This is a genomic window from Okeanomitos corallinicola TIOX110 (assembly GCF_038050375.1).
In the GTDB taxonomy this organism is placed as follows: Bacteria; Cyanobacteriota; Cyanobacteriia; order Cyanobacteriales; family Nostocaceae; genus Okeanomitos; species Okeanomitos corallinicola.
In genome coordinates this window covers 1,214,980-1,228,047 of record NZ_CP150886.1, presented here as the reverse complement: position 1 = coordinate 1,228,047, position 13,068 = coordinate 1,214,980, and the positions used below count along the sequence as shown (strand labels likewise).

Below are 13,068 nucleotides of genomic sequence, written 5' to 3'. Positions count from 1 at the left end.
ATTAATTTCTCAAGCCTAATGCTAACCGAAAAAAATCCTGTGATACACTTAATTTATAGAATCCTGCTGATGGAAATTTTAGTTAAAGATTATACGATTATCTTAGCTAGAGGCAAAAAAGTGAATTAATCGGCCAATAATTTTTTTCTAAACTTACTTGCAGTGAACTATTCAATTTCTAAAAACCATGCTAGTCTTTTTATTAATTCAACATTTAAAAGCAACATGGTAATTATTCCATTCACTCACAGTAAAACAGAATAAATACTATAAACCTCGAATTGTAAAACTAACAATCAACCTGTTTAAGTATTTTTCCACCTGGCATGAATCCAAATTCAAGGTGATGTTATTTCTGTAACGAGTTTGTCAGCTTTTATTGCTTGAATGTCATAAAATATATTATCCTGGACGGTGAAACTGGCTATGTTTTTTATTAAAATACAGAACGTTGTGATTAGCACCAGTTACGTTTCTGGATTGAAGCTAGATCATCTCAATAGTAAGATAAAAAGACCAATTGCTAATTTTATCTAGCTGCAATTATTTAACCAGGTTGACAATATTGAGTAGCTTTTGTGTCAATTTTCTGCAATTGTGCGGCTAGAATCTATTTATAAAAGATGTATCCGCATTACTCCATACAGTTACCAATAAAACAACAAAATGAAAGACAACCTTGTATAGTATTTTTACAAGTTTACAGTGTTAATATTTTTCATCAATACACCAACAATGATAGGTAAGAATTCAGGATGTTTGATAATTTGATAACTTATCAAATAGATACTTTTAGCATTAGCTTTAAAAGTAAGAATACTTACAACAGCAATGATTTGGATAGGAAATCAAGGCAGTGTTTACTGTGTGGTGTTGATGGATAAAAGCCTAGTTTCTTACATAGCTACATCAAGTGATTTTGGTAAGAAAACATAGGTTGCTTATTTATGTATGAGCCACAGAAATTACTGTAGCTAAACAATTTACAGTCCTCAAAATTACTCTATGCCATGATGTCTGCTGATTCAATTAATACTGCCTTGGCAGAGTTAGACAGCCTTATTAATAGTTGTGAAAAGGATTTGATTCGGTTTATAGAGGAAAAAAAGATGAAGTCAGGAAACGAAATTTCAACTAACAAAATTAACAGACAATTGCAACACAACCCGATTGCAATTGTAGGTATGGCTTCTCTACTACCACAAGCTAGAAACCTACGCCAATACTGGGCCAATATTGTTAATAAAAAAGATTGTATCACTGATGTTCCGGAAACCCACTGGAGTATTAAAGATTACTATGACCCTAACCCCAGAACTCCAGAGGATAAAACCTATTGTAAACGTGGTGGTTTTATCCCTGAAGTTGATTTTAACCCGATGGAATTTGGTATTCCTCCCAGCATTTTAGAAGTTACTGATGTATCGCAACTATTAAGTTTAGTGGTTGCCAAAGAAGCAATGGAAGATGCTGGTTATGGTGAATCCCGTGAATTTAACCGCGAGAACATCGGGGTGATTTTAGGTGTGGCCATGGCGAAACAATTAGGGATGCCATTATCTGCCAGATTAGAATATCCTGTGTGGGAAAAAGTGCTAAAAAGTAGCGGTTTATCTGATGAAGATACTCAGAAAATCGTTGAAAAAATTAAAAGTGCTTATGTTAAATGGGATGAAAATGCATTCCCTGGAATGTTAGCAAATGTGGTAGCGGGACGAATTGCTAACCGCCTCAATTTTGGCGGCATGAATTGTGTTGTTGATGCTGCTTGTGCTAGTTCCTTTGGCGCTTTAAAAATGGCTATTAGTGAATTAGTAGAACACCGCAGCGATATGATGCTGACTGGTGGTGTGGATACCGATAACACCATCATGGCTTATATTTCTTTTAGTAAAACTCCGGCGGTTACTCCTAGTGAAAATGTCAAACCTTTTGATGCTAAATCAGATGGCATGATGTTAGGTGAAGGTATCGCTATGGTGGTACTAAAACGTTTGGAAGATGCGGTCAGAGATGATGATAAAATCTATGCGGTAATTAAGGGTATTGGTACTTCTAGTGATGGGCGTTACAAGAGTATTTATGCTCCACGAAAAGAAGGACAAGCTAAAGCCTTAGAACGTGCTTACAATGATGCGGGTTTTTCTCCAGCAACTTTGGGTTTAATGGAAGCTCATGGTACTGGGACAATGGCGGGAGACCCTACAGAATTCGGTTCTTTGCGGGATTTCTTAAATCAGTATGATGACAAAAAACAGCATATTGCTTTAGGGAGTGTAAAGTCCCAAATTGGACATACAAAAGCTGCTGCTGGTGCTGCTAGTTTGGTGAAAACTGCCCTGGCTTTACACCATAAAATTCTGCCACCAACTATCAATATTACCGAGCCAAATCCTAAGCTAGATATTGAAAATTCTTCCTTTTATTTAAACACTGAAACTAGACCTTGGCTACGCTCAGAAGGTGAAGCACCAAGACGTGCGGGGGTAAGTTCCTTTGGTTTTGGTGGTACTAATTATCATGTGGTTTTGGAAGAGTACGAAGCGGAACAAAAACAACCTTATCGTTTACATAATGCAGCGGGTGAAGTGTTATTATTTGACTCAACTCCAGCAGAATTGATTGCTAAGTTAGAAGCAACTTTTAATAATTTGCAGTCCCATGATGGAGAAAGATATTATTCACAGTTGATTCTAGAATCAAAGTCTGTAACTATTCCGAAAACTGCGGCTAGAATTGGCTTTGTTGCTGAAAGTAAAGAAGAGGCGTGTAAGTTACTAAAAGTTAGTATTGATTTACTGAAAAATAAGTCTTCAGCAGATGCGTGGGAACATCCCCAAGGTATTTATTACCGTGCTGCGGGAATGGAATTAGCTGGAAAAGTTGTATCTTTATTTTCTGGACAAGGTTCTCAATACCTGGAAATGGGTAGAGAAGCGGTGATGAATTTCCCTGCTTTAAGAAGGTTGTATGGGGCGATGGATGGGATGTTAATTAAAGATAATTTGCAGCCTATTTCGGAAGTTGTTTTTCCCCATCCCACCTTTAATGAAGCTGAGAAGAAAGAACAAATTGCAGCTTTGCAAAGAACTGAATATGCACAACCAGCAATTGGTGTTTTTAGTGCAGGTTTGTATTCTATTTTCCAACAAGCTGGGTTTAAATCAGATTTTGCCGCCGGACATAGTTTTGGTGAATTGACCGCTTTGTGGGCTGCGGGAGTGCTGAGTGAAGAAGATTATTTGTACTTGGTGAAGTCTAGGGGGCAAGCGATGGCTGCGCCGAAAGACCCTGACCATGATGCGGGTAGTATGTTAGCGGTGAAGGAAGATATCAGCAAAGTAGAGGCTGTATTAAAGAGTTTCCCACAAATTGCGATCGCTAATTTCAATTCTCCCACACAAGTTGTTTTAGCCGGTCCAACTGCGGAAATTCGGAAAATTCAGCAGCAGTTTGAAAAGCTAGGTTACAGTGCCATACCTTTACCTGTTTCCGCTGCTTTCCACACACCTTTAATTGCCTTTGCGCAAAAATCCTTTGCCATTGCTACCAAATCTGTAGACTTCAAAAATCCCCAACTGCCTGTTTTCAGTAACGTCACTGGTAAACATTATCCCCACGAACCATCGGCAATTCAAAGAATCTTAGAAAGTCACCTTTCTAGTTCCGTACACTTCAAGCAAGAGATTGAAAATATCTATGCTGCTGGTGGTTATTGCTTTGTAGAATTTGGCCCAAAACGAATTCTCAGCAACTTGGTTAAAGATATTTTAGGTGAGCGGCCACATATTACCGTATCCCTTAATCCTAGCACTAAAAAAGACAGCGATCGCACCCTCAAGGAAGCGGCAATCCAACTGCGAGTAATTGGGATGGCTTTAGATAACCTCGACCCCTATCAACTCCCAGAAAAATTACCTGAAGTTTCCAGTAAAAAAGTCTTAAATGTCAAATTAAAAGGCATTAACTACATTTCCGATAAAACCAAAAATGCCTTTAATGAAGCACTCAATGATGGATTCAAAATTCAAGGGTTACAGGATGCTCAGAATCTAGAAATTCAAGAATCGAAACCTAAAGAAATTCAAGAATCTAAAACCTTAGAAATTCAAAAACCAGCAACCTCCATAATTCCTACCAGCAATGGCAAAAATGGTAACGGAAATGGTAATGCTAATGGTAACGGTAACAAGAAAAACCCAGTCATCACTAACTTGCAAACAGTTCCTCAGATGAATCCTGCTACACCTATAAATGCAAATCCTGCATCCAAAGAATTATTACCTACAGTCAGCCAAACTGCAATTGCAGAGCGTCTAGGAGGGCAAATGAAAACACCAGATAACAACACCAACTTCCAGCAGGTTTTGTCAAGTTTAGAAAACCTGCTTAACCAGTTCCAACACAACCAAGGTGATAACTTACAAATTCATGTAACTTATCTAGGTCATCAAATGGAATATGCGAAGACATTTTTCCAATTGATGCAGCAACAAAACAACATAATTATTAATAGTAAATCTTCAGAAACTGCCCAACTAAAACAAGTAGTTATGGAAAGTTTTGAGCGGAGCATGATGCAGTTTCATAACCAACAAGCTGAAACCCTCCGCATTCACGAAGAATATCTGAAGGAACAAGTAGAATACACTAAAAACTTTTTCCAACTCATTCAACAAGAATATTCTTTACTAATTGAAGGTCAAGAAACAACCGAAACAGTAATTCCGCCACAATTTACCGAAGCTCATACCCAAAGTTTACGGGAATTGATGCCCCAACAATCAGAACCTGCTATTGCAGAAACTGTAGTTTCTCCCACTCCCCAAATAGTAGAAAATCAAGCACCTGTAAAAGTAGAAGTTACCACTGCAAAAATTCCCGAACCTGTCATAGAAACACCTGCTCCTATTGTTGAACCAGTAGCACCAGTAGCCTTAGTTTCTGAACCTACAAACACCGGGGTTGATATTAAAAAACTAGGTCAAAATCTCCTCTCCATCACTAGCGAAAAAACCGGTTATCCCATCGAAATGTTAGAGTTTGACATGGACATGGAAGCCGACTTAGGTATTGACTCCATCAAACGAGTAGAAATACTAGGTGGATTGCAAGAATTATACCCTGACCTCCCCAAACCCAACTTAGAAGAACTGGCAGAAAAACGCACCATTGGTCAAGTTGTCGAGTACCTAGAAAAACAGGTGACAGGTGACAGGTTACAGGTTACAGAAGTAGTAAAAGAAGAGTTAATAATTACTCCCCAGTCACCCCTTCCCAGTCCTGAACCAGCAAGCGACAACAACCAATATGCTGATATAGCTCAAACTCTGTTAAACATCACCAGTGAAAAAACAGGCTATCCAGTCGAGATGTTAGAACTAGACATGGATATGGAAGCCGACCTGGGCATTGATTCCATCAAACGGGTAGAAATACTGGGAGGATTGCAAGAAGCATATCCAGACTTACCTAAACCCAACCTAGAAGAACTAGGTGACCTACGGACAATTGGACAGATAGTGAACTACCTCCAGCAACTGGTGGCGGGTGAAAAAAAAAAGCTTGATGCTGACGCGATAACCGCAGACATGAGCAGAGTAGAAGTGGTGGACTTAACCCCTCCACCACCAGTAGACCCAAACCTGCCCCGTCGTCCCGCCAAGCTTAAAACCTTACCCAGACCGGATTTTTGGGAATGCACACTACCAGAGGGACACATAGGTTTAATCACCGATGATGGTTCTCTCACCACCACCAAACTAGCTCACGCCCTCATAGAGCAAAATTGGCAAGTAGTAGTTTTGAGTTTCCCCCAATCATTAGTTCCTGAACAGGCACCTTTACCATCAGGAGTTACCCGTATTACCTTGGCAAACATGAGTGAAGAACATCTGCAATTACTATTACAGAGTATCACCATACAACACGGTAAGATTGGGGCATTCATTCACCTACATCCACAATTAACATCCTCTTCTGAAACTCAAAAAGCGATTGTTAAACAGGTATTTTTGATGGCAAAACATCTTAAACAATCACTCAATACAGCCGCTAATTTAGAGGGAAGAGTTAGTTTTTGTACAGTTGCCTATCTCGACGGTGCATTTGGCTTAGAGCATACAGAAAACTTAGGAATTATCGGTGGTGGATTATTTGGATTAACCAAAAGTTTGAGATGGGAATGGCCACAAGTATTCTTGAGAGCAATTGATTTAAATCCCAACTTAGACCCACATGAATCAGCAGAATATATTGTTGCTGAATTGCATGATTCCAACCGATATATTGGGGAAGTTGGTTATAGTTCTAAAGGACGAGTCACACTCATAGCTGAAGCCGAATAACTTTGAGGGTGGGCATTGCCCACCATACAAATAGGAGTAGAGCCATGTCAGGTGTGAGATGAATATATAAAAGGTTGTTTATTATTTCTTACATCTGGGCATGAAAAAAACATAAATCTATTCATGAAATATTCTGACTTCTGTATTTAAATTTAAAGTTTTTAATTCATTACCGAGGAATTATGACAGCAAAACTTCAAGTTAATCCATCATCTGTTTTCGTAGTCAGTGGTGGAGGTAAGGGAATCACAGCCCAATGTACAATTAAATTAGCACAACAAAAATCTGGTAATTTTATTCTTTTAGGGCGTTCAGAAATTACCCCAGAACCAGATTATGCAATTGATTGTTTAGAAGATGCAGCCCTAAAAAAACGCATCATGGAAAATTTGATTTCTCAAGGCGAGAAACCCACACCCATAATGGTACAAAAGATATTTAATCAGATTAATTCTAGCCGAGAAATTAAAAAGACTTTAGCAGCAATTACCGCAGCAGGAGCAAAAGCTGAATATATCAGTGTTGATGTTACTGATACAGTAGCTTTACAAGCAAAACTTACTACTGTTGCTCAAAAATTTGGTCAAATTACAGGCATTATTCATGGTGCTGGTAACTTAGCAGATAAGTTAATTGAAAAGAAAACCTCAGAGGATTTTGAAAAAGTTTACACTGCCAAAGTGCAAGGATTACAAAATTTACTCAATTGTATTAATCCTCAGCAATTACAGCATTTAGTATTATTTTCTTCTGTCACAGGTTTTTATGGTAATATTGGACAAAGTGATTATGCGATCGCTAACGAAATTCTCAACAAATCAGCTCATCAATTTAAAAAAGATTACCCTCAAACTCATGTAGTTGCAATTAACTGGGGTGGTTGGGATAGTGGTATGGTGACACCACAACTTAAAAAAGCATTTGCGGAAAGAGGAATTGAGATTATTCCTGTAGAAATAGGCAGTCAAATGTTAGTAAATGAACTGCATCCAGCCTATCAAAATAATACACAGGTGGTGATTGGTAGTCCCATGAAAATACCACCCATGTCTTTAGGTTCAAAACTTCGTACTCATCGCATTCGACGACGAATAACATTAGCAGAAAACCCATTTTTACATGATCATACTATTGCCGGAACACCAGTCTTACCAGCTACCTGTGCTAAATCATGGATGGTTAATGGTTGTGAAGAAATTTATCCAGGTTACAGATATTTGAGTTGTCAAGACTTCAAGGTTTTGAAAGGAATTACCTTTAACGCAAGTCTAGCTCAGGAACATATTTTAGAAATACAAGAAATTTCTAAAAATGACGGTGATTTTATTGAATTTCAGACTAAAATATTAAGTAAAACTCCAGAAGGAAGAACTCATTATCACTTTAGTTCTCTGATTAAATTGGTGAGAAATATGCCAGAAGCACCTATTTATGAATCAATGGATCTCAGAGAAGATAATATCGTTACTACCACTGGTAAAGATTTTTATCAAAATGGTGATTTATCCTTATTTCATGGCCCAGCTTTCCAAGAAATTACCAGAGTTTTAAACATTAGTCCAGAAAAACTGACAGCCGAATGTTGCTGGCAAGAAATCACCGCCCAACAGCAAGGACAATTTCCCGTTAAATGGCATAATCCTTACATAATTGATTTGAGTACCCAAACCCTATGGTTATGGTTAAATCATTTCCATCAAGAAGTTTGTTTACCAGGACAATTAACATACTCTGAACAATTTTTAGCCGTACCATTCAATGTACCATTTTATGTGTCCTGTGAAATTGAAAATAAAACAGATACAGGAGCAACTGCTAACTTCATTATCCACAGTCGTGAAGGAAAAATATACTCTCGTATTTTAGGAGCAAAAGCAGTAATTTGGCCCATGAAAATGTTAAACAAAAAGTAAATAGATAACTGAATAACCACGTTTGGGGGAATCGCGTAAATCCTAAAAACTAAGGGAAAAAGTAAAAAGCTCTCTCTGCGTCTCTGGGTGAGAAAATTACTGATTTCCTTCATACCCCAACGAGGATTTCAAAAGTGGAAAAAATAGCCATCATTGGATTATCATGTCTCTTTCCAGACGCACAAAATCCTGAACAATTTTGGCAGAATCTCAGCACAGCAAAGGAATCAACATCTGATATTAGTGTTGCCGATTTAGATTTAGATCCTAGCATATTTTATGATGCTACCAAAGGTCAACCGGATAAATTCTACTTTTTAAAAGGTGGATTTATCCGTAACTTTGACTTTAACCCCAAGGAGTATAATTTACCTGGGGAATTTATCGAAAGTCTAGACAAAACTTTTAAATGGTCACTGTATGCAGCGAAACAAGTAATTATTAACAGTGGCTATTGGGGAAATAAATCTGCACTCTCTAAATGCGGCGTAATTTTAGGAACTCTAGCTTTACCAACTCAGGCATCTAATCAATTATTTGCACCTATTTATCAGCAAACAATTGAACCTGCCATTAGTGAACTTTTACAGGAAAAAGATTTCCGTTTAGGTGGTAGATTAACTACAGCCAAAGCATCACCATATAATGCGATGGTTTCTGGTTTACCTGCCGCCATAATTTCCCGTGCCTTTGCACTTTCTGGAACTCATTGCTGTATAGATGCTGCCTGTTCATCATCATTTTATGCCATTAAATTAGCATCCCATTACTTACAATCTGGTAAAGCAGATTTGATGTTAGCTGGTGCTATTAGTGCTTCAGATCCGTTATTTTTAAGAATGTTATTTTCAGGTATTCAAGGATATCCTGATAACGGCATTAGTCGCCCTCTAGACAAATCATCACGGGGCTTAATTACCTCCGAAGGTATAGGAATGGTAATGCTCAAAAGATACAGTGATGCTGTTAGAGATGGAGACAAAATTTTAGCAACAATCTGTGGTAATGGTTTATCTAATGATGGTAAGGGTAAACATCTGCTCAGTCCTAATGCTCAAGGGCAAATTACCGCCTATGAAAGAGCTTATGCTGAGGCAAAACTTGACCCCAAAAAAATTGATTATTTAGAGTGTCACGCTACTGGCACACTCTTAGGAGATACCACCGAATCTCAATCTGTTGAAGGCTTTTTTGGTAAAAATCAAGCCCAGCCTTTAGTAGGTTCAACAAAAAATAATGTTGGTCATTTACTCGTTGCTGCTGGCATGGTGGGAATAACCAAGACAATTTTAAGTATGTCAAATAATGTTATTCCCGCAACTATTAATGTCAGTCAACCTATAGGTTCTGAAAATAATGTTATGTCGCCTCACAACATTATCAGAACACCCACACCTTGGCAGAGTAAAAAAACTAAATATGTTGGTTTAAGTGCATTTGGATTTGGTGGAATTAATTCTCATTTAATTTTGGAACAAGGGAAAGTAAGCAAATGAGTATCCAAGAAAATAAAGCTGCAAAAATTGTAATTGTTGGCATGGATGCCTGCTTTGGTGAATGCGATGGACTAGATGCTTTTGAGAGCAGTATTTATGATGGAAAACAACATTTTATTCCTTTACCTGAAAAAAGATGGCATGGAATTGATCAACAAGAAAAATTACTGCAAGAATATGGTTTAGAAGCAGGAAAAGCTCCAGAAGGTGCTTATATAAAAGATTTTGAAGTTGATACTTTAGCTTACAAAATCCCTCCTAATGAAGTTGAAAAAATCAACCCCCAACAAACTTTATTATTAAAAGTGTGCGATCGCGCCCTCAAGGATGGTAAAATTAAACCTAACAGTAATGTGGCTGTAATTATTGCAGCTGATACAGAATTATCTGTACACCAACTACAACAACGGTGGAATTCATCTTGGCAAATTAAAGATGGTTTAAATGGGGCAGAAATTTCTTTACCACCAGAAAAAGTTACTAAGCTAGAAAGCATAGTTAAAAATAGTATTCACCACCAAGTTGATATTGGTGAATATGTTAGTTATGTTGGCAACATTATGGCTAGCCGTATTTCTTCTCTCTGGAATTTCTCCGGTCCTTCCTTCACTATTAGCGCTGTAGAAACAGCAGTTTTTAAAGCTTTAGAATTAGCAGAAATGCTACTAACTACTCAGGAAGTAGATGCAGTAGTTGTAGGTGCTGTTGACTTAGCCGGTGGTGTAGAAAATGTCTTACTCCGTAGTCAATTTGGCAAGATAAATACAGGCATAAATACCCTCAGTTTTGATCAAAAAGCTGATGGTTGGAGCGTAGGAGAAGGTGCAGGTGCAGTAGTTTTGCAACGACATGATACAGCATTGCAGAATAATCAACGCATCTATGCAATAATTGATGGTTTAAGTATCAGTCAATCTTCCTCAATGGCCATAGATGCAGCTACCATCAACCAAGTCTGCAAACAGGCATTTAAACAAGCCGGAATTCAACCCCAGGCAGTAAATTATTTAGAAGTCTGCGGTAGTGGTATATCCCAGGAAGACGAAACCGAAATTAACGGTATTCTCCAAGCTTACCCACCCGTTGGTGATGGTTTACATTGTGCCTTGGGTAGCGTCAAAGCTAATATTGGCCATACCTTTGTTGCTTCAGGAATAGCCAGTTTAATCAAAACAGCCCTGGCTCTTTACTATAAATATATACCAGCAACCCCCAACTGGTCTGGTGTAAAAACACCGCAAGTATGGGAAGGTAGTCCTTTTTATGTTGCTACCGAGTCCAGACCTTGGTTTTTACAAAAAGATGTTAAATGTAGAATTTCAGCCATTAATAGTATTGGTTGTGATGGCTCTTTTGCTCATCTGATTTTATCAGAAGAAACTCAACAACAAGAACACAGTCGTAGTTATTTAGAGTCAAGACCATTTAATCTTTTCCCTATTACTGGTGATAACCAGTCTAACTTATTATCTGCACTGGATAATTTGCAAAAAACTATTGAAAATGGTGAATGTTTAAAAACAACTGCAAGTCAGACATTTATCAAATTTCAGCAAAATTCTGATTCAAAATATACCCTATCAATCACTGGACGCAACCAAAAAGAATTACTCAAAGAAATAAACTCCGCTAAAAAAGGAGTAACTAATGCCTTTGCAAATGGCAAAGATTGGCAAACTCCTATTGGTAGTTATTTTACACCTAAACCACTAGGAAAAAATGGTGAAATTGCCTTTGTTTATCCTGCCGCTGTTAACACTTATGTAGGTATTGGTCGTACCCTATTTCGTTTATTTCCTCATGCCTTTGATGATACAGTTGTCAAAAGTCTTTACAAACGCGCAGCCGACGTAGAGAAACTAGTATTTCCTAGATGCCTAAGTAAATTAACTACCAGAGAGCTAGAAAAACTAGAGAAGAAATTGTTAGATGATTCTATCGCTATGTTTGAAGCTGAAATACTATTTACCAGATTCATCACGACAATTCTCAACAACGACTTTCAAATTAAACCTAAATATATCTTTGGTTACAGTTTAGGTGAAACCAGTATGATGGTTGCCCAAGGTATTTGGAGTAAAGTTTATCAAGGAAGTAATACCTTTAACTCCTCAGCATTATTTGGTGATAGATTATCTGGACAGAAAAATGCAGTGAGAGAGTATTGGCAACTACCAAAAAACCCTGCTAATGATCATCAAAATTTGTGGAGTAACTACGTTCTCATGACCAGTGCTACACAGGTAAGAGAAGCAATAAAAAGTGAAACCCGTGTTTATTTAACCCAGATTAATACACCAGAAGAAGTATTAATTGCTGGTGAACCAGCTGCTTGTGAACGAGTGATTAAAAAACTGGGATGTAACGCATTTCCTGCACCATTTGATCATGTGATTCATGCACCAGCAATGCAGTCAGAATACTCAGAAATATTCAAAATTAACAACGTACCAGCACAAAACATTCCTGGAGTCACCTGTTATTCTGCGGCTGAATATCAACCAATTAGCCTGGAGAGTGAAGTAATTGCCCATAATATTGCCAAAGGATTATGTCAAGAATTAGACTTTCCCCGGTTAGTAAATCGTGTTTATAAAGACGGCGCAAAAGTATTTATTGAAGCTGGTGCTGGTGGGATGTGTTCAAGGTGGATAAATAAAATTTTAGGCAACCAAGAACATATCACTGTATCTTTAAATCGTCGTGGTATAGATGACCATACATCCATCATTAAAGCACTAGCAAAACTCCTTAGTCATCGAGTGAAATTAGATATTTCTCCCTTGTATAATCTTTCCCTCGCAACAACAAAAAACAATAAAGCTACCTTGAGAAAAGTTTTACTAGGTGGAAACTCCATAACTGCTGAAATTCTGAACACAGAAAACCGAAAAATTTTCCAAAAAGATCCCAATCAAAAATCAGAACAAATTACTAATCATAGAGAGTATAAAATCACCAATTCTCTCCAACCATCATCCCAAATTAAACCCAGTCACATTTACCCACAACCAGAAAAAATAACCATGAAAACGATCATGGATAACCGTTTCAAACCACAAGAAGAATTAAAATCTTCTGAAGCAACCTGTAATCATAAATTCTCATGTCAAAACCCAATTCCTAAAATTCAGATGAATGATTTAAAAATATCACAGTATCAAAAACTGACTAGCAACAACTCAAAATTAACAACAGCACACACTAGCTTTTTAGAAGCTAGAAAAGAATTCAGTCAACAAATGAGTGAAATCATTCAACTGCAACTAGCTTGCGCTCAAAACTTACTACAACAAGAAAAATAATTCTTGC

At 37.6% G+C, this 13,068-nt stretch carries 4 protein-coding genes; all 4 read left to right on the top strand.

Annotation, left to right across the window (positions count from 1 at the left end):
- The first annotated feature begins 1,013 nt into the window (after positions 1 to 1,013).
- Positions 1,014 to 6,347, top strand: a complete 5,334-nt coding sequence (locus WJM97_RS05325) for a beta-ketoacyl synthase N-terminal-like domain-containing protein (RefSeq protein WP_353933113.1) — start codon at positions 1,014 to 1,016, stop codon at positions 6,345 to 6,347.
- A gap of 182 nt (positions 6,348 to 6,529) precedes the next feature.
- Entirely contained in the window at positions 6,530 to 8,260 is a 1,731-nt protein-coding gene (locus WJM97_RS05320) for an SDR family NAD(P)-dependent oxidoreductase (protein WP_353932001.1), read from the top strand.
- 134 nt (positions 8,261 to 8,394) lie between these two features.
- Positions 8,395 to 9,756 carry a polyketide synthase gene (locus tag WJM97_RS05315; protein WP_353932000.1) on the top strand — a complete coding sequence of 454 codons (1,362 nt, stop codon included), beginning with the start codon at positions 8,395 to 8,397 and terminating at the stop codon, positions 9,754 to 9,756.
- Positions 9,753 to 13,061, top strand: coding sequence for a type I polyketide synthase (locus WJM97_RS05310; RefSeq protein WP_353931999.1), 3,309 nt, complete (start codon positions 9,753 to 9,755; stop codon positions 13,059 to 13,061). Before WJM97_RS05315 ends, WJM97_RS05310 begins: the two co-directional genes overlap by 4 nt.
- Positions 13,062 to 13,068 lie beyond the last annotated feature (7 nt).